General features: G+C 66.4%; 16 protein-coding genes. 8 read left to right on the forward strand and 8 right to left on the reverse strand.

The window, feature by feature from the left end:
- The first annotated feature begins 31 nt into the window (after positions 1 to 31).
- Genes KF733_01360 through KF733_01370 form a run of 3 tightly spaced genes read left to right on the forward strand, consistent with a single transcriptional unit; the run spans position 32 to position 3,027 of the window.
- Complete coding sequence (locus tag KF733_01360) at positions 32 to 1,354, forward strand: hypothetical protein (protein ID QYK56132.1); 1,323 nt, start codon at positions 32 to 34, stop codon at positions 1,352 to 1,354.
- 6 nt (positions 1,355 to 1,360) lie between these two features.
- Entirely contained in the window at positions 1,361 to 1,573 is a 213-nt protein-coding gene (locus KF733_01365; protein QYK56133.1) for a hypothetical protein, read from the forward strand.
- Positions 1,570 to 3,027 carry a hypothetical protein gene (locus KF733_01370; GenBank protein ID QYK56134.1) on the forward strand — a complete coding sequence of 486 codons (1,458 nt, stop codon included), beginning with the start codon at positions 1,570 to 1,572 and terminating at the stop codon, positions 3,025 to 3,027. Before KF733_01365 ends, KF733_01370 begins: the two co-directional genes overlap by 4 nt.
- Positions 3,028 to 3,080: 53 nt before the next feature.
- Here the strand turns inward: KF733_01370 and KF733_01375 are convergent, their stop codons facing one another.
- Complete coding sequence (locus KF733_01375) at positions 3,081 to 4,718, reverse strand: mechanosensitive ion channel (GenBank protein QYK56135.1); 1,638 nt, start codon at positions 4,716 to 4,718, stop codon at positions 3,081 to 3,083.
- 98 nt (positions 4,719 to 4,816) lie between these two features.
- On the opposite strand from KF733_01375, the gene KF733_01380 reads away from it, so the two are divergent.
- The gene (locus tag KF733_01380; protein QYK56136.1) at positions 4,817 to 5,287 is read left to right on the forward strand and encodes a hypothetical protein; all 471 of its coding nucleotides are present in this window, start codon (positions 4,817 to 4,819) and stop codon (positions 5,285 to 5,287) included.
- Here the strand turns inward: KF733_01380 and KF733_01385 are convergent.
- Entirely contained in the window at positions 5,271 to 8,408 is a 3,138-nt protein-coding gene (locus tag KF733_01385; GenBank protein QYK56137.1) for an alpha-mannosidase, read from the reverse strand. The genes KF733_01380 and KF733_01385 overlap by 17 nt on opposite strands.
- Positions 8,409 to 8,428: 20 nt before the next feature.
- Between KF733_01385 and KF733_01390 the strand changes: the two genes are divergently transcribed.
- Entirely contained in the window at positions 8,429 to 9,388 is a 960-nt protein-coding gene (locus tag KF733_01390; GenBank protein ID QYK56138.1) for a DNA-processing protein DprA, read from the forward strand.
- Here KF733_01390 and ruvC read toward each other — a convergent pair.
- Both ruvC and KF733_01400 read right to left on the reverse strand, forming a co-directional pair.
- Positions 9,306 to 9,842 (reverse strand): crossover junction endodeoxyribonuclease RuvC, encoded by a 537-nt coding sequence (ruvC, locus tag KF733_01395; protein QYK56139.1) that lies wholly within the window; start codon positions 9,840 to 9,842, stop codon positions 9,306 to 9,308. The genes KF733_01390 and ruvC overlap by 83 nt on opposite strands.
- 11 nt (positions 9,843 to 9,853) lie before the next feature.
- Entirely contained in the window at positions 9,854 to 10,117 is a 264-nt protein-coding gene (locus tag KF733_01400) for a hypothetical protein (protein QYK56140.1), read from the reverse strand.
- A 175-nt stretch (positions 10,118 to 10,292) separates the two neighbouring features.
- Between KF733_01400 and KF733_01405 the strand changes: the two genes are divergently transcribed.
- Positions 10,293 to 11,546, forward strand: coding sequence for a type IV pilus twitching motility protein PilT (locus tag KF733_01405; protein QYK56141.1), 1,254 nt, complete (start codon positions 10,293 to 10,295; stop codon positions 11,544 to 11,546).
- 86 nt (positions 11,547 to 11,632) lie between these two features.
- On the opposite strand, the gene KF733_01410 is transcribed toward KF733_01405, so the two are convergent.
- The 4 genes from KF733_01410 to KF733_01425 form a co-directional block, all read right to left on the reverse strand.
- On the reverse strand, positions 11,633 to 11,965 hold the full coding sequence (locus KF733_01410) for a hypothetical protein (GenBank protein ID QYK56142.1): 333 nt from the start codon (positions 11,963 to 11,965) through the stop codon (positions 11,633 to 11,635).
- A 99-nt stretch (positions 11,966 to 12,064) separates the two neighbouring features.
- The gene (locus KF733_01415; protein QYK56143.1) at positions 12,065 to 13,210 is read right to left on the reverse strand and encodes a hypothetical protein; all 1,146 of its coding nucleotides are present in this window, start codon (positions 13,208 to 13,210) and stop codon (positions 12,065 to 12,067) included.
- A 112-nt stretch (positions 13,211 to 13,322) separates the two neighbouring features.
- The gene (locus KF733_01420; protein QYK56144.1) at positions 13,323 to 14,120 is read right to left on the reverse strand and encodes a PEP-CTERM sorting domain-containing protein; all 798 of its coding nucleotides are present in this window, start codon (positions 14,118 to 14,120) and stop codon (positions 13,323 to 13,325) included.
- A gap of 204 nt (positions 14,121 to 14,324) precedes the next feature.
- Entirely contained in the window at positions 14,325 to 15,245 is a 921-nt protein-coding gene (locus KF733_01425; protein QYK56145.1) for a trypsin-like serine protease, read from the reverse strand.
- A gap of 125 nt (positions 15,246 to 15,370) precedes the next feature.
- On the opposite strand from KF733_01425, the gene KF733_01430 reads away from it, so the two are divergent.
- A complete protein-coding gene (locus KF733_01430) occupies positions 15,371 to 16,789 on the forward strand; it encodes a helix-turn-helix domain-containing protein (GenBank protein QYK56146.1) in 1,419 nt (472 codons plus the stop codon).
- A gap of 38 nt (positions 16,790 to 16,827) precedes the next feature.
- Positions 16,828 to 18,057: a type II secretion system F family protein gene (locus tag KF733_01435; GenBank protein QYK56147.1), complete on the forward strand. Its 1,230-nt coding sequence runs from the start codon at positions 16,828 to 16,830 to the stop codon at positions 18,055 to 18,057.
- Positions 18,058 to 18,101: the final 44 nt, after the last annotated feature.

An 18,101-nucleotide genomic window follows, 5' to 3' on the forward strand; every position in this document is an offset into this window, starting at 1 on the left:
GAGCGCAATCCTCTCAAATGGCATTTTCGAGGTGGTGGGATCTAACCCCACTGGCACCGTGACCCCGCAGGGCATGAGCGAGACTGGCTCGGGGGCCATCTTCAACGTCTTGTCCGGCGGCGTGAGCCGGAGCTACATCTTCGACGGCACGACGCTTGGCGACCCCCTCCCCATCCCGCCCGACTCCTCCGCGACCGTCGCCATGCGCGGCGCGACCGGAGACTCGGCGGTAGGCTGGTTCCGGAGGAACGGCCAAACCTTCGACCGACCGATCTACTGGCCAAACAGGACGACCTACGTTGATCAGGACCTCTTGCCCGAAGGCGCGACCGAGGGAAAGATCCATGGGATCAGCCAGGAGAACGGCTTGCTGGTCGAGCGGCAGATGGTGGGGGAATACAGAAATGCATTTGGTCAGACTCTTCCATTTCGATCCCTCCACGGTATCGCCTTTACTTTGCCTTTTGATACAACCCACAACCAAGGCCGGGCGCTGGCGACCAGCTTCGACAACGCCTACATCGCGGGCCAGGCGCGGCACACGACCCTGGGCATCTGGGTGCCGGTCTACTGGACCTTAACGAACGATCAGTACCAGATGAACGTGGTCGGCGGCTTCCCGACCAACCGGGAGGGCCGGATCGTGGGAGTCCGCGAGGACGGGGTCATGGTCGGCTACATGGAGCCAGCCGCAGTCCCCGAGGAGGAAGGCGCAGGCGCTCAAGGACAGACCTTTGTCTTCAAGCCTGGGCAAGCCATCAAGTGGCTGCCTTCAATCTACGGGCCGCCTTCGCAGTTGCTCAGGGCTAACCCAGGCAGTCCTGACGACAGCGACGTGCAATTCGTCGGCAACAGCCCGGTGCCCTACGTCTGGATCGGCTCGAAGACGCTGTCGGGCTTCGGTGAGGCCTTAGACCTCGGCGCGTTCACCGTGCCCTACTACAACGATATCGATTCGGCCACGGTCACCGGCATCGGCCAACCGGCCGGGCCGGCAGCCCCCGCGATCTCCGGCGCCAACTTGAACGGGCTCAAGGCCTGGGCGGCCAAATCAAGCGCGAGCTACTTCAGAGTCGCGACCGGGGAAATGTCGTTGTACGAAGTGACGACTGTGGTCGGCACCACGCTGCCGGGAAGCGACAGCAGCTTCGCGATGCTGCCAGACGGGCGCGTCTATACGGTAGAGCGCAGTTTGACCGCCTCGCCGTGGAAAGTCCACCTGGAGGCGAGTTTGCCCCTCAACCTGAACGTAAACGTCATCGACGAGTTATCCATAAGGGCTTCGACCAGGTTCAGCACTACATCGCTGTACCTCATCGAGCTTTCCCTCTGGGACTATACGGTGGGGGTCTAGGCGTCCGTGACCGAGCTTGACGCAAGGCCCTACATGTACACCTACGACGTGCCCGTGGCCGGGGGGAACTTCATAAACCGCTTCTTCCCAAGTTCCCACGGCCGCATAGGCAAGGTCCGCCTCCGCCTGCGGATAAACCCGGCCCAGCCCATCCAGCCGGCGTACTGGTCGGTGGCGACCGACCAGATCAACTGCGTCGTCAAGGGGTCGAAGTTGTGAACCGCGCCTTAACGCTCCTGGCCCTCGCCGCCGCCGCCCTTGGGGCGGAGGCGGGCCCCTTGCAGTACCGCGTCGTCTTTCCCCTCCCAGCCTGGAAAGACAGGGACGCCGTCATCACGCTATACGGAAACCGGGGGTACTGCGTCCTTGGCGACCGGCGATCGAACCGAATTTTTCTCGTGCACCGAGGCAAGATCGTCGACCGCTTTATCCTGCCAAACGGGCTAAACCCGCAACTCTCCATTCTAAGCATGAACGATTACGGCGAGGCGGTCGGCGTGGCGGTCACCGGGAGAAACTTGCCTTGTTACTGGCGCGCTGCTGGGGCAGCGGTCTTTCTCCCATTGCCCGCTGGGCGCCTTGACGGCTGGGCATCCGATATCGACAATTCAAGGATTATCGTTGGCGCGTCGGCCGACAAGAGGCCGAATTGGGGCCCGACGTTGTGGGATTCCAACTTCAACGCGCATGTCCTTCCTTCCCCCGTCGAAGACTTCTGCCATGCCAAGGCCCGCGACCCGGAGGGCCGGATCGTGCTAGGGCGACAGGGCGGCAGCTACCGGTACGACCCGGGCGAAGGGTTCGTGGAGATCCTGCCGCCCCCCGGGGCGAGCAACGCCGGCGCCAAAGACATCTCGAAGTCGGGCCTGGTCGTAGGATCCTCTTTCTATGTCCCTGCGCTCATCGCTAAGCCGTTCATTTTCACCCTGGACAACCGCTACATCGAGATCGAGCCGCGGGAGGACGGCGAGTTCGGCGACGTGAACGCGCTCGACCATGCGACGGGCCTGAGCGGGACCGTCCAATACAAAGACTGGCCCAACTTCTGGAGCGAGGACACGGGGTGGTTGATCTTGGCCGAGCACATGGAGCCCGGGAGCCGCCAGTACACCCTCAGCGGCGACGCAAAGGTCAACGACAAGGGCCAGGTCTCATGCTGGGTCAAGCTTGACGGCGAGTTCCGCCCGGGCATCGCCGAGCCTGTCACCACAGACGCCCCGGCCACGTCGTTCCGGCTCGAGACGGGCAGACTTGAGGCGGGGGGGCTCGGGAGCCTGGCCGCGAGGGACGGCGACGCCCTGCGCGCCGCCCGCTTCATCGTCCCGAACCGCAAGGCCCCCCCGGTCTCGCTCGTGGTCGAGGCCGCCCTGCCCGAGAGGGCCCTCTACCTCTGGCTCCGCACGAGCCTCCGCTCTGCCAACGCCGGAGTGAGGGCCACAGCCGAGCTCTACGACTGGCAGGCCGCCGGCTACGACGACGCCTGGACCGAGGCCCTCACCGCCGAGTACCAGCCCCTCGAGGCGATTGGCACGCTCAAGCTCGACCGCTACCGAGGCCCCGAGGGCAAGGTCCGCGCCCGAATCACGTGCCAAGCCCCGGAAAACCCCGGCCCCTGGTCCGTCGAGTTCGACGAGGCCGTGCTCGAATGGGTGCCGGTGCCGCCGAAAGGATGAGCCCGAACTCGGACAGCCACACCCGCCGTCTTCACCGCCCGGCCCAAATGGTCTCACGCCTCGGGGTTGGGCTTATCGCCCGACCCTTGCAGGAATTTCGGCAGGGTCTCGTCCTTGACGTGCAGAGTCTGGGTCGGAAAGGCGAACTCCACGCCCACCTCGTCCGCGATCCTCACGATGCGGAGCAAGAGGTCGTCGCGGATGACGAGCTCCTCCTGGTAGGTCGCGGCGGTCAAGAAGCAGTAGAGCAGGATGGTGAGCGAGCTCGGGCCGAAGTCGTTGAAGTAGACGTAGCGCTTTTCGTCCCAGACCTGGGGGTGCTCGCGCAGCATCTCGCGGATCCGCTTGGTGAATTCGGCCAGCTTCTCGGGCGGCGTGTCGTAAGTGACGCCGATCGTCGTGCGGAGCCGTCGGAACCGCCTCATCCCGAAGTTCTCGACACTGTCCGTGACCAGCGTCCGGTTCGGCAGGATGATCACCGAGTCCTCGAAGGTGCGGATGCGCGTGGACCGCAATTGGATGTCCTCCACCTCGCCGTCGATCGAGCCCAGCCGGACCCAGTCGCCGATGCGGAACGGCCGCTCGATCAAGACCATGAGCGAGCCGAAGAGGTTTTCCACACTGTCTTTCGCGGCCAGCGCGAGGACGACGCCGCCCAGTCCCAAAGTCGCGACCAGGCCGGTGATGTTCACGCCGAGATACCCAAGGACGACCAGCGCGGCGACGAGCCCCATGACCGCCTTGCCCAGGCGCGAAAGGACAGGCGCCACCAGCTTTTCGCCGCTCCCAGTCCGATCCTGCAGGCGCCGGGTGAGGTGAAAGACCGCCGCGTCCCAAGCGGCAAACGCAATCAGCGTGAAACCGACCACCTCGGCCAGCCGCGCGATGAAGCCCACCGCCCCTGCGACCGGCCCCGGCAAGTTCAGAAAGGGAAGGCTCGCGCGCAGGAGCCCGCCCGCGATGAGCACGTTCGCGGCCATGCTGGCCTTGGCCAGTTCGCGGTAGGCCCGGCTTGATTTTTCAAGCCGCAGGACCCGCTTTCCCAGAACCCGCGCAAGAATCTGCACCAGGGCCCCCATGGCAACGGCCACGACGACGAGGGCGCCGAGCATTCCGAGCTTCCACACCGCGATCCCAAGGACGGGCCTGCGCGCCTCTTCGGGGAGCTGGCCCTCTGCCCAGGCGTCCGTGTCGAACCTCAGGGCGTTGGGGTCTTCGAGGCCGGTGATGACCGGCTTTGACCTGACCAGTTCCCAGATTCGGGGCAAGTCCTCCAACGTGTCCGAGGTGAACCTGAAGGCCTTGTCGTCCTGCTTGGCGATGGTGACCTGGCCGACCGTCGAACCGCGCCTTGTCGTAATCGCAAGAGTGTATGGCTTCGCCTCCGGGCTGGAGGAGAGCTTGTCGAGCACGATGTATTCCTGCCGATTCAGGACCGCCCAGAGTTGAAAGGCGAGCTTGGGGCCCCGGTCCGGTCGTTCTAGCAGGCTCACCCAGCTCAGGTCCAGCGCCTTCACCGCTTGCCCGAGGTCGCCGTCGTTCATCCCGCGCAGGAAGGTGTCCATGGTCGCGCGCGGGGACTCCAGCCCGACGGGGACTGCCTGCGGCGGGGCTTGCTGCTGGCCTGGAACGATCTGCGCGAGACCAGTCGCGAACCAAAGGGAAAGGGCGCAAACCCAGACAAGTCGCATAGCCGACCCGGAAAGTACCTGACCGCCGGCCCACGTGGTCTTTCGGGAGGCCGCAGGCCGTGCCGAACCTTTTTCCACGGCGGTGTCTTGTAGGAGGCATGGACACGAATCCTCGCCCGGCACAACCGGTACTGGACCGTTCTGCCCCGTTGTTCCTCGTCGCGCTCTTACTGGCCGTGCTGTGGTTCCAGATGATCCTCCCGAAGTGGACAGGCGGAGGAGTGCCTCCCCAGTTCCACGAAATGTTTGCAAACACCTTCTTGGCCCAGTTCCCCGGCACCACCGTGGCGTTCTATATGATCGCGGTAATGGAGACCGTCGCCTTCCTGCTCGCGGCCCTCTCCCTGGTCCGCGGCGAGTTCCTGGGGCAGCGCTCGCCCGTGCTCCTCAAGTGGGCCCTGGCCGTCTCCAGCCTCACGTTCATCAAGCTGGGCTTTGGCCTGCGGCTCGTGATGGATTCGCAAGGAGGCTTCCAGCAGTACGTCTACGCGGTGGGCGCGCTCACACTCTGGTTCCTGGTGGATTACTGGGATAGTCGTGGTGGCCGCGCCGTCACAGGGCCAGCATAAGCGTCACGATCTCGAATGGCTTAAACCGAACTTCGACCACCCCGTCAATCACGTCCAACTCCTGCTCCCGGTTCTCGTTCAGGTCGCAGAGCCAGGCGTGGCGGACGGGGGTGGCGCAATGCACCTGGGCCGAGCCGCGCGTGTTGTGGCACTCATAGAGCCGCACCACGATGTCGTCGGAGTCTTCCGCCAATTTCACGGACTCGACCACGACGTTGCGGTTGTCGCAGGAGACGAAGCGCGGCAGCGTCGTCGCGGCCCCTTGCGCGGGCCGCAGGGGCACGACGTGGACGGGCGCATTGACCGCATAGGAGGCGGCCACGACGTCCGAGTGCTGCACCTGGTCATAGTGGGGGAAGAGCGCGTACGTGAAGCGGTGCATCCCCATGTCGCAGACCGGGTCGGGCGCCTTCGGCGAGCGGAGCAAGGTGAGCCGCAGGGTGTTGCCGAGCACGTCGTGCCCGTACTTCCCCTGGTTCAAGATGGCGGCGCCGTAGCCTCCTTCTGAGAGGTCGGCCCACTTCTGGGCGCAGACCTCGAACTGGGCGAGATCCCAGCTCGTGTTGCGATGGGTCGGGCGCTCGACGTGGCCGAACTGGATCTCGAACTTCGCCCGGGCCGCGTTGACGTTGAGCGGGAACGCGACCTTGAGCATCTTGTTGTCCTCCTGCCAGTCCACCCATGTGTCGAAGCGGATGCCGGGGGTGGGGCCAAGGCTGATCCGTTGACGGATCGTGCTCCCGCCGAACCGCTTGACGAGTTCGACCGCGACCCGGACCGGGCCGCGCTCGACCACCTCGAACACTTCACTGCGGACGAGATCGGTCGTGGTCTCCAGGGCAAAGACGTCCACGTCCCAGGCGCTCCAGAAGAGCGGTTGGTCGTCAAAGACCTGGAAGAGGTTCGCCAGCTTGCCCGGGGCGATGAACTCGATGGGGTCGTCGTCCAGCGTCTGGAGGCTGACGATGTTGCCGTTGTTGTCGAAGCGGACGGCCCAATCGTCGTTCTCGATGCGGCGGGCCGAGGCCTTGATGCGTGGGAAGACGTGGGGCGGGGTCTCGACCAAGTCTCCCACCGCGACCGCGCCGAGCGCGTCCGAAGGGGTCCGGAAGATGAGGCGCCTTCCGTCCGCGTCTTCGACAAGCTGGACCGGGAGCTTTTCGTCGCCGGACCGCAAGGCGGCGGGGGCGGCGCCCTCCTCCCACGGCAGCTCCGCCTGGGTCGCCACCGTCGCGTTGTGGAAAACGGCCACGGGGCGGGCCATTTCGGCCGTGTCCAGGCTCTGGCCGAATGCGGCGACGCACGATTCGATGAGGGGTTGCAGGGCAGCCCGGACTTCGTCATAGTCGCGGGCGCTGTCCTCGTAGACCTCGCGCACGCTGCTCCCCGGAATGATGTCGTGGAACTGGTTCAAGAGCACCGTCTTCCAGGCCCGCTCCAACTCGGCCGCGCGGCCGCGCCGGTCGCCGTGCGGGCAGAAGGCGGAGAGCAGGTCGGCGTCGCGCAGGAGGAACTCGCACTCACGGTTCGAACGCTTGTTCGCGGCCTGGCTCGTATAGGTGCCACGGTGCATCTCGAAGTAGAGCTCGCCGGACCAGGTGCAGAGGTCCTCGCTCTCCGCGATGGCGGTGGTGAAGAAGTCGCGCGCGCTGGATCGCTGGGCGAGGGCAGGCATGCCCGGCGCCTCCTGGGCGCGTCGCAGGAACTCGATCTGGAACTCGGTGGAGCCCCCGCCCCCGTCGCCGAACCCGTAGAGGTAGAGCGACTGGTCGGACCGCCCCGCGTCCTTGAATTTTCGGACGGACTCGGCGAGCTGGGCCGGGCTGCAGTCGCCGATGTAGGTGTCCGCAGGGGGGAAGTGCGTCCAGATCCGGCTGCCGTCGATCCCCTGCCACCAGAACGTGTGGTGCGGGATCTTGTTGAACTGGTTCCAGCTCAGCTTCTGGGTCAGGAACGCGCGGATGCCGAACTTTGTGAGGATCTGGGGAAGGGCGGCCGAATAGCCGAAGACGTCCGGCAGCCACATATCCACCGTCTCCGTGCCGAGGCGCGCCTTGAAATAGCGGCGGCCATAGAGGAACTGCCGCACGAGCGACTCGCCGCCCGGCAGGTTGCAGTCGGCCTCCACCCACATCGAGCCGACCGCCTCCCACTGGCCCTTGCGCATGGCGCGTTGGACCCGCTTGAAAAGGTCGGGGCGGTCCCTTTCCAGCCACTCGTACTGGGAGGCCTGGGAATGGACGAAGACGTGCTCCGGGAAGCGGTCGCAGAGGGCGAGCTGCACGGCAGTCGTGTGGATCATCTTCAAGTGGGTGACGCTCAGCGGCCAAAGCCACGCCGTATCCAGGTGGGCGTGCCCGAGCGGGGTGACGCGATGGGCGGTCTCGGCCTGGAGCCGCTCGAACGTGTGGCGGAGCTGGCGTCGCGCCTGGCTCCAGGTGCGGCGCCTTTCCGGGTCGTAGCCGTTGCAGACGTCGTTCAACGCCCTCAGGACGATCTCGCGCTCGGGGGCCCCTTCCGACAGGGCGTCGACAAGCCCGAGCCCGAACGCGAAATCGCAGGCGAGTTGGATCGCCTCGCCGTCGAGGACCATCAAGAGGAAGCCGCGGTACTCCTCCGGCTCTGGCGAGCGCGGATTCTCCCGGCCGTGCACCGTCGTCTCAGAGTTGTGGGCAAAAGTCTGCACGGTGAGTTCGAACTTCTCGCCGCCGGCCACGCGGTCCGCCAGCCGGCAGTGCCGGTGGGCGTGGTCAAGGCCGCCGAGCGCCTCGCCGTCCCGGTAGACCGTGCCCTCGACCTCCTTGCCGCGCGGCCGCGGGGGGACGCTGGGCTCCATGCCGACCCAGATGTCCGTGTCGCCATAGCCGAGGGCGACGTCCATGCCCGCCCACTCCTTGGGGATGCGCACGGGCACCCGGTACCAGGCCTCGCGGTAAGCCGGGCCCCAGTGGTCGCCCCGCTCGATCGGCGCCCAGGATTTGCCGTCGCCGAGCGCCACCCCCTCGCACGGTCGGGAGTCGGCGACGATGCGGCCCCGCAGTTCCCGGTCGAAGAACTGGCGGGCGCGAGAATGCGTGATCGTGAAGTGCTTCAGCATGGCCCGGGCCCAGGGATTGTACACGGGCTAGGATTGCGCAAGTGGTGAGCGGAGAGAGGTTGGGGGCGGAGGCCGTGCTCGCGGCGCTCTACCTGCGGGGGGCTCCGCACAGCCAGCCGCGGGCCCGTCGGCGTTGGCCGCTCGTCCGGGCGGTGCTGCTCGGCGCGCCGGGGCCGCTCGGCTCCGTCGGCGCCTCCTTGCGGGGGGCGGGCCTCTTCGAGGAGGCGTGGTGCCTCGCGCAGTCCGGAGCGCTCGGCTGGGGCGTCGCCCAAGTCGAATCGCGGCGCTGCCTGACGGCCGCTTCGCTCGCATTCCCCTCCCGCTGGGAGTCGGTGCTCGGCGATGCCGCCCCGCCCTGCTTCTGGGTGCGCGGGGCCTGGCCCGCCGCCCCCTCCGTCAGCGTGGCGGGCTCGCGCACCCCTTCGCCGCGGTTGCGCGCCCTCTGCCGGGGGCTCGGCGCGGCGCTGTTGGCCGAGGGCCGGGCGCTCGTGAGCGGCGGGGCGGCCGGGGTCGACTCCCTTGTCGCGGGGGCCACCCTGCTCGCGGGGGGCGAGGGGCGCGTGGTGGAGATCCTGCCCTGCGGGCTCGACTCGGCCCCTGGGCGCGAGGGCGCGTGCCAGGTCTCCCTTTGCGCGCCTGGGGCGGGATTCAGCACGGGGCAGGCGATGGAGCGCAACCTGTTGCTCTACGCCGCCTCTTCCGTCTCGCTCGTGCTCGGGCCCCGGTTCCGGGCGGGGGGCTCTTGGGCGGGCGCGACGGAGTGCCTGCGGCGGCGCGCCTCTCGGCTCGCGGTGGGGGCGGGGGCAGGGGCCGACGGCCGCCGCGCGGCCCAGGCGCTCGTCGCCTTGGGGGCGGCGCCCTTCGCGTCCCTGGCCGACCTCCCCTCCCTGCTCGCCCTGCCGGATCCCCGGTGGGGGCTCTTCAGCGACGCCGAGTTTGGGGTTTCGGAGCCGCGACGGCCTTATCGGGCGTATCGGCAGCCCCAGCAGGGCCGAGCGGCCTGAGCGCCAGGCAGATCGCCACGGCGAGGGCATCGGCGACGTCGTCCGGCCGCGGGGGCTCGGCCAAGCCCAAGAGCCGCTGCACCATGAACTGCACCTGGGCCTTCTCCGCCCCCCCGTGCCCCACCACGGCGAGCTTCACCTCCGGCGGCGTGATCTCCAAGCAGCCCAGTCCCGCGCGGGCACAGACCAGTTGGGCCACGCCCAGCGCCTTCGCCACGTCGAAGACCGTGGTCTGGTTCTTCGCGAAGAAGAGCCGCTCGCAGGCGACGGCGTCGGGACGGTGCGCCTCCAGCACCTTGCAGAGCTGTTGCTCCAGCATCACAAGCCGCTCGGGAGTGGAGACGCGGGGGGTGGAGAGGAGGCCGTAGGCCACCGAGGTCAGGCGCGACCCGCTGCGTCGGACGAGCCCGAAGCCCATCCGCTCAAGACCGGGGTCCAGCCCAAGGACAAGCACCGCTCAGAAGCTTAGCCCGCGAGGAGCCCTTCGTCCACGACGCCGACGTACCAAGGGTCCCCGGTGTCGTCCGGGCCCTGGTGCCAGTCGTAAAGGTAGCCGTCGACGAGCGGCAACTGGGTCAGCCGGGCGTCGAGCCCGATCGTGGGGACCCAGACCTCCCGCAGCACCGGGTACCACTCGTTGGGCAAGGGCTGCCGCATAAAGCGGTAGTCGTCCGTGACATCCACCACCACCACTTTCGCCAGGTTGAAGGCGTGCAGGTTCCTATCCATAAGGGCCATGCTTCGGATCCGTCCGAGCTTTGGGACGGAACAACCCCGCAATTCGCCGCCCCCAGCGTGCTCAAGGCGCGAACGAATGGGCTAAACTTGGCGTCAATAGAGGGCCGAGCGGTTGATTTCGGCCGCTGCTTCCCCCAGGCGCCCGCGCGACGCCGAGAGACCTGCGATGAACGAGAACCAGCCGACGTCAAACCCGATTCCGCCCAGTGTCGTGAACCCTACAGGCCCGGCACCGTCGGCCGCCCCGCCTGCGGACGCAGCGAACGGCGCCCCCGGCGCCGAAGTGCCCCGCATCGGCGCCACGGGCCAGCCCAAGACCCTTGAAGACCTCCACATCGACGAGCTGCTGCACGTGGTGGTCGATCGCAACTGCTCGGACCTCCACATTTCCGCCAACGTCGAGCCGGTCATCCGCGAGGACGGCGCCCTCAAGCGGCTGAACTATGAGAAGTTCTCCCCGCAACAGACCCAGCGCATGCTCTTCGAGATCCTCTCGGACGAGCAGGTCACCCGCTTCGAGCAGAGCCTCGAGCTCGACTTCTCCTACCAGCTCCCGCGCCGCGCCCGCTTCCGCGTCAACCTTTACCGTGACCGGGGCGCCGTCGCCGCCGCCTTCCGCTTGATCAGTAGCCGCATCCCCACCACGCGCGACCTGAACTTGCCGCCCATCCTCGACCAGCTGACCGAGAAGCCCCGCGGCCTGATCCTGGTCACGGGTCCGACCGGTTCCGGCAAGTCGACCTCCCTGGCGGCGATGATCAACTACATCAACACCTCGAAGTCGGTCCACATCATCACGATCGAGGACCCAATCGAGTACCTCCACCCGCACAAGCTCTCCGTCATCAACCAGCGTGAACTTGGCAGCGACACAAGGAGCTTCTCCAACGCGCTCCGAGCCTGCCTCCGCGAAGACCCCGACGTGCTCCTCGTCGGCGAGATGCGCGACACGGAGACGATCGCCCTTGCGATCACGGCCGCGGAAACGGGCCACTTGGTCTTCGCCACGCTCCACACGAACAACGCGGCCGAATCTATCGACCGCATCATCGACGTCTTCCCCCCAGGACAGCAGGAGCAGATCCGCGTCCAGCTCTCGAACAACATCGTCGCGATCATCGCCCAGCAGCTACTGCCCCGCGCAAACGGCCCGGGCCGCATCCCTGCGAACGAGATCATGATCGCCTCGCCGGCCATTCGCAACCTCATCCGCGAAGGCAAGACGCACCAGATCCCTTCGATGATCCAGACCAGCGCCGCGATGGGCATGCTCAGCATGGACCAGTGCCTCCGCGACCTCTACATGAAGGGCATCATCACGATGGAAGAGGCGCTCACACGGTGCCAGAACGTCGACGAGTTGAAAAAGATGATCAACCTCGGCGGACAGCAGGGCGGACCCCCGCAGCGCGGCCGCTAAGCGCACCGCCGCCACGAAAGAAGGCCGAGCCGCAATAAAGGCGACTCGGCCGGCTCCCTTTTCTCTGCCGCCCCGAAGGGCAACGCTTAGCTTGCCGAAATCTCGCGCCCGTCGGCGGCCTTGCGAGCGAGTTGCTCCGCTCGCGTTTCGACCGTGCTGACGGCGCCCTTGACGTGTTCGCGCGTCATGTCGATCTTATCCTTGGCCCGTTCGGCGACCTGGTCGACCACCGCTTGGCCCTTGGAGGCGATCTCCCGGACCCGGTCGGCCCCGCGCTCCGTCATCTCTTGGGCACGGTCCACGGCTTGCTCGAATTCCTGCCGGCGGTAAGTCGCGTACATCATCGTGGCAGCGACGCCGACAGCGGCCCCGAATAAAAACGTCATGAGGTCGAATCCCCTTTCGTGTCGGTCGTACATGTCCATCACTTCCTTTCTACGCCGGAGACCATAGGGGCGGCATAAGAAATCGTCGGCCCTTCGCAAAGAATGCCGCACGGAAGCGGGCCTAGACCGGCTTCAATACCGGAAGATCGCGGCCGCCTCGCGCTCGCCCGGCACCTGATCGCCCTCGGCCACGACAACGAGGCCGTTCGTCCGCAAGGTCTGGCGGACGGCGACCTCCACGAGGTCTTCGCTGGCCTTGCCACCTTCGCGGGCGAGGTTCTCCCCTTCGTCGTACTCGCCCCAGACCGCGACCGTTGGCGAGACGACCAGTGTCTCCACCCGGCCCTCCGAGGCGGCCCGCAGAATCTCCACTACGTCCGAAGAGGCGATGCCGTGGGCTTGGGCGGTACCGAAGCGCTCACCCAGTTCTGCAAACTCCAGCTGCCAGATAGGCTCCATGATCTCGAGCGCCTTCTCGCGCAAGGTCTCATCCGGCACATGCTCCGGATTGCCCGGTATGGCGTGGGGGACGACGTTCTTGCGCTTGGTGGCGTGCATGAAATCCGGCCAAGTCGAATCGGCCCCCGCGACGATCAGAGGGGTCTCGTCGCCGATCACCCGGGTCACGCCTTCGTCGAGCTGTCGCATGAAGAAGGCGGTGTTCTCGCGCAACTCGGGCTCCTGGTCCGGGCCGTGGCCGTGGGCCTGGGTGACCTGCGTTTGAGCCGACGTGCCTCCACCGTGCCGCCACAGGCCGCGGTCGATGTGGTGGTCCTTGCTCCCGATGGCCGCGCTGTACCGCGTCGCCACGTCGTCGGGCAGTTTCACGCGCTCGACCGAGTGACGCCGACACTCCAACAGCCGCACGTCGTTCAGGCTGACCGCGAGAACGTGGAACGGGCGGCTCGCCAGGATCGGCAGCAGCGGCTTCAGCTGGAACCGGTCGTTCACGACCATGAGCTCCTCCGTCTGCAATGGCAGGCGGTACGCGCGGAAGAACCCCTCGGCGATGAAGACCGCGAGCGCATCGCTCGAATAGAGCCAGAAGGTGGGCTCCTCCAGGAGCTCGCGGGCGGGTTGCAGGAGGTCTCGGGCCAAGGTCGGGCGCATCGGCCGTTCGGTCAACTGCTCCTCTGCGTGGCTCAGAAGGTTCTTCAGCCGTGTCGGGTCACCCTGAGTCTCGCGGCCGGACCGGTGCGTCGGCAGGTAGATCGAGATGCAAGGCGGGTTTGCCGCTTCGGCGAGCGCTTGATAGTCCTCAAAGTTCAGTCGGTCCATGATGGTTCCTTAGCTCAGATAAACGTCGTGGACGCCAAAGCGCAAAGGGCGCGGCTCGGCACGAATCGAGCCCGGCCCGTCCCCATTGGGCCAGACCGGGCGAACCGCTGTCCTAGGCGCCTTTTCGGCGACGCCCAAGGAGACCGACGGCGGCGGCGAGCGTGAGGAGCGTCGCCGGCTCTGGAACCGGGTCCCCAAAGCTGCCGTCGCGCCAACCGACGACCTTGGTGTCCCCAATGTACGTCGCCTTGGCCGTATCCAGGTCCAGTGAGTAGAGCCCGCCATTGACGTCGAGCCCATAGAAGGCCGAGCCGCTCCAAGCAACGCCGTCGATGTCCGCCTTCGCGCCCGAGAGCGCGCCGATCTCGGTGGCGTTGCCCGAGGTCGAGGTCTTGAACACTTTCTGGCCGCCGCTGGTGGAGTCGAGCGTGTAGTAGCTCGTCCCGTTATAGCCAAAGGCCATCGCGCGCCCGATCGAGGAGTCAGGCTTCAGCTTCTTGATCGGCCCCTTCGCGGGCGGGCTGATCACAAAGCCGGTCTCGGCCTCGTCGGTGGCCGCGACGAGCGCGTCGCCTTCCGCCGGGTCGTTCCCGAAATCCAAATCCGGCGTGCCGGTGCCGCCGCCGAGCGTGTAAAGGACGTCGCTGAGCTGGCCCGTCTGCAGGTTCAGGACGCTCTTGAGCTCCCCGGCTCCGTTCGTGACGTAGACGGTCCCCGCATAGGGCGAGCCGTCTCCCGCCCAGATGTGCAGGCCGAAGGCCTCTTCCGAAAGGGTGGCGAGCTTGGTCGCGGCCGCGTTGGACACGTCGATGGAGTACAGGCCACGGTCTTGGGCGACCGCGTAGAGGGTCTGCGCCTGGGAGATGCCGCCCAGAGCGAGTACGACGAGGCTTGTTTTGGTTTTATGCATGATTTCCTCCCGACATGGGTGGGGACCTGCTCAAAGACAGTTGCGCGCGGCGCCTGTCTTTGTGACGTTTCTTGCCATGGGGTTCGCGCCCGGCCCCGAAATCCGCGGTGGCGGTCCGCGACACGACCGGCGCACGAACCCGACGACACCCCCTCAAACGCGCTTTGCGGGGGTGTCGTCGGGAGCGATGCGGGGGTCAGAGGCTTAGTCGCGCTTGCGTCGGAGCCGCAGGACGGGCCCGGCCAGGAGCGCGGCGACGGCGAGCATGGTGCCCGGTTCCGGGACGACCTTGGTATCGACCCAAGCCTGGTTGTCGCGAAGCGCCGTGAAGAAGGGCACCGCTCCATAGACGGACGAGTCTGCGCTCTCCGCGACTCCCGCGATGTGCCACTCCTTGCCGACCTTGATGAAGAAGCCTCCCCCGCTGTCACCCGAAGCCGTGCAGCCTTCGAGCGTTGTCGGTGCCGCGACCGACTCGTTCGCGCCCAGTGGGGAGAACTTCTTCATGGTGTTGTTGGCCTCTTCGCCGTTGTCGAAGTCCACCATGAAAGTGTTCTGGATGATCTTTTCGTTGTTCGTCGGGTTAACGAGGTCGATGGCGTCGATCGCGTTGGTGGCCGCCCGTCGCTTGTCGTCTTTGTCGTCCTTGCCCGTCTTGCCGTCGCCGTAATAGCCAAAGCCGGCGAAGGCGGCCTCCGCTGCGTAAAGGGTCTTCGTGTCCCACTTGCCGCCATAGAACTTAGCCGGGTCGGTGCCGGCGACCTTGTCCTTCAGCTTCAGGACAGCGACGTCGTTGCCCTTGCCCTTCGATTCGCCCTCCTTCCAAGGGTTCTTGTCGTTCAGGCAGATCTCTTCGACTTCGTAGTCCTTGCCGTTCAGCGAAAACGTCAGGTCTCGCGCCTTGAGGCCGTCCACTACGTGGGCGGCGGTGAGCACGTACTGCTCGGCGACGAGGGTGCCGCTGCCCCAGCCGCCTTTGTCAGAGACCTTGCCGACGAACTTGAACTCGTCGCCGAACTTGATGTAGTCGGCGTCGGGCTTCGTGTCCAGCCGGATGATGGCGAAGCTGGCGGTGGTTGCGGTGACGAGAGCCGCGAGGGCGATGTTTCGAATCGTGCTGTTCATGGTCCTTTTCCTTGTTCCCCGCCTTGCCCGGCGGGCATGCCGCAGTTATAGGGCAGGGCGGGGCAACCGACGGCGGTTCTGCGGAAAGTGGAACGGCGTATGCTAAAAACCAGGGAGAGAGGCTGATGGAGGGGGTCGCAACGGTCACCACCAAGCTGACGGCGGGCGAATTCGTCCGTGAAAGGCGGCTTGCCGCCGGTCTCTCGCTCTCAGAGCTGGCCCGCCGGTCCGAGGTCGCCAAGTCCACCCTTTCGCGGTGGGAGGCGGGGAAGGTCGAGCCGGATGTGGCCCCGCTCGAACTGGTCCTCGACGCCCTCGGGACTGGGCCGGCCGAGAAGCTCCGGGTCTTCGGGGCCCTGCGGGCGCCGCGCGGCACCCGCGCCGTGAAGGAGTTCGACCAGGAGGACGGCAAGTTCTTCGACCAGATCGGGGTCTCTGCCCCGGCCTTCGGGAGCGCGTTGCGCGCGCTCCGCGGGCGGAGCGGGCTCTCCGCCCAAGAACTGGCTGACCGGCTCGGCGTGGCGCGCTCGACCTTCGGCCTCTGGGAGACGGGGGACCGGGTGCCGAGCCAGGAGAGCTTGGACCGCCTGGCCACACTCTGCGGCGCGACCCCGGAAGAAAGGGCCTCCCTGCGCGGGCGGAGCCTCACCGTCACATCGGCCGAACCGGGTCGGGACGGCCTGGCCGAATGGCTCCAGGCCTTGGTCGAGACGCTCGCCCGCAACCGCACCGTCAACGAGGTCGAAGCGGCCGGCTTCGAGGCCGAGGCGTGGCGACTGGCCCAGCACGACGACTTCGCCGCGGCCCTCCTCGGCCAGTACTACAACGTGCGGGCGGGCGACCTTTGCGAATCGTTCCGGGTCGAGGAGGTGCGGCGGTACGCGCTCAAGGCGCGGGACTTGCCGTTTTGGGAGGCGCCGAAGCTTGTGAGCCACCTCCCCGAAGCCTGCCTCGCCTGGGTTCAGTACGGCACCGGGGGGATCGACCGCATGGCCCGCGCGATCAGGCGGCTGGAAGAGTGCTTCGCCCGTCCCATGACCTGGTACGAGACGTGGTCTCTACACCTCTTCCTGGCCAAGTTCTACGCGGAACAAGGGAGGGTCGCGGAGATGGAGGCCGCCCTCGGGGCGGCGACCGACCTGGCGGCGGCCAAAGGGGCGCCGGAGATGCAGGAACTGACCGATTCTTACCTGGCGGACTGCTGGGACGCGGCCGGTTTCCCAGAAAGGGCGCTTCGATTGCTTCCCGGCGAGCTCCCCGACGTCTGGGCGGTCCCCGCCCACTTGGAGACGACCCGCGCCAGCGCCCTCGTCCGGCTCGGCGACGAGGATGGGGCCAGGAGATCACTGGAAAGGGTCGGATCCTGGATCGAGCGAAACGGCATCGTCACGGTCGAAATGCGGCAAGTCGCCGCCCGGTTCGAGGCTCAGTTCGCCGCTCCATGCAGCGTTCCCCCAGGCAAAGAACCACCCGCCAACGCCGCAATTAGACCAGCCGATATCGTGGACACGCAAAGGGGAACCGAAACTGAACTTGTCGAGTAAACTCGCCGTCTTCTAAGAGAAGCGCGGGCGACACGCAGATGCCAGTCTATTCCTACACCTTTAAAGACCTGAGCGGGGGCCTTCAGAAAGGCACGGCCGAGGCTGAGGACGAGCAGTCCTTAAGGAACCGGTTCAGCGAGCAGGGCCTCGAAGTGGTCGAGGTCAGCATGATCAAGAAGTCTGGAAAGACTTCGACCAAGCGGACCGGCAGGGTCAAGCTGAAGGACTTGGCCGTCTTCTGCCGCCAGTTCAGCACCATGGTGGACGCGGGCGTCTCCCTGGTCCGCTGCCTCGACGTGCTCAGCCGCCAGACCCAGAACCCCAAGCTCAAAAGGATCTTGCTGGACATCGGCGAGAGGGTCGAGGGCGGCGAAAGCTTGAGCCGCGCCATGCAACGCCACCCTCGGGCCTTCAACAACCTCTTCGTCGGCTTGATCCGCGCCGGTGAGGTCGGCGGCGTCTTGGAAGAGACCCTTCAGCGCCTTTCCATGTTCTTGGAAGCGGACGTCGCGCTGCGCCGCAAGGTGCAGTCCGCCCTCACCTATCCGGTGCTCGTCATGGTCGCCGCGATCGGCATCGTCATCTTCCTCGTCAGTTGGGTCGTCCCGCAGTTCGCCCAGCTCTTCAAGGACATCGGCCTGAAGGACGACGAGTTCCCCGCTATGACGAAGTTCTTGATCGACCTCAGCGCGAACTTCAAGAACAACTGGCTGATCATCCTGATCACCATCGCGGTCGTCTGGGGCGGCTGGAAGCTCTTCGTCTCCACCCGCTTTGGCCGGAGGACGGCGGACCGCATCCGCTTGATGCTGCCCGTCTTCGGCAAGCTGCACCACAAGATCTGCATGGCCCGGTTCAGCCGCACGATGGGCACCCTGCTCACCTCGGGCGTCCCCATACTGCAAGCCATGGAGACGGTGAGCGGCACGGTCGGCAACTCGATCATGGCGGACGCCGTGCTCGACGCCCGCGCCCGCATCCGCGAAGGAGACCGGATCGGCGACCCGCTCGAGGCCAGCAAGATGTTCCCGCCGATGGTCGTGCACATGATCGGCGTCGGGGAGGAATCGGGCTCGCTCGACTACATGCTGCAGAAGATCGCCGACTTCTACGAGGCCGAGGTGGAAGCCCAGCTCGCCTCGCTCACGGCGGCCCTGGAGCCGATCCTGATCATCTTCCTCGGCTTCATCGTCGGCTTCATCGTCATCGCGATGTTCCTCCCGCTCATCAAGGTCATCGAGGGCCTCTCAAGCGGCGAAGCGGAATAGCGCGACCGCACAATTCGCGAAAACGTCGTCGGAGGGCGGGCAGA

It is taken from the genome of Fimbriimonadaceae bacterium, assembly GCA_019454125.1.
GTDB lineage: Bacteria > Armatimonadota > Fimbriimonadia > Fimbriimonadales > Fimbriimonadaceae > JALHNM01.